Raw genomic sequence first — 596 nt, forward strand, 5'->3', positions numbered from 1 at the left:
CGGCGGTGCGGTACTGGTTCTCCGACAGAGCCACGGAATGGAAAGCGAGGGGATTGGTCGGCGGTTGGGGCGTCACCGGCGTTACCGGATCTGGCATGGCCGACTTGCGCCGCATGGTCAGGGTGACGGCGTTGGTCGCGTAGCCGAGCGTCGGCGAGATGAAGGCGAACTCGGGGCTCTGCGTGCCGGCGAAGGTGCCGGTGACGCCGCCCTGGGCGGTGAGGATGGTGTAGGGGGTGTTCTCGACAAAGTTGATGCCCTGGTCGGGCAGCACCTGCACCGTGCCGCCGGACAGGGTGGCCGTGCCGGTGGCGGCGATGCGGTCGCTCTGGCCGGCGCCGTTGATCTCGACCGCATAGAACGAGCCGGGGCCAAACGCCACGTTGCCGTTCACGCTCAGCGTGCCGATCGAGTTGCCCGGTTTGACAAAGCCGCCGCTCTGCACGCTGAGGCCGCCGATCGTGCCCGCGCCGCCGAGCGCGGCACCGTTGAGCACTGTGACGGCGGAAGCCAGCGAACCGTTCACCCCCAGATAACCCGCCCGCACGGTGGTCGGGCCCGTATAGGTGTTGATCCCGTCGAGGTTGAGCGGATCG

At 68.5% G+C, this 596-nt stretch carries 1 protein-coding gene; it reads right to left on the minus strand.

All coding sequences use genetic code 11. The annotated features are described in order from the left end of the window. A partial coding sequence (locus tag LJD17_RS23930) for an autotransporter outer membrane beta-barrel domain-containing protein (protein ID WP_227386763.1) occupies positions 1-596 on the minus strand: 596 nt, incomplete at both ends.

The sequence above is a fragment of the Microvirga rosea genome (assembly GCF_020595095.1).
In the GTDB taxonomy this organism is placed as follows: domain Bacteria; phylum Pseudomonadota; class Alphaproteobacteria; order Rhizobiales; family Beijerinckiaceae; genus Microvirga; species Microvirga rosea.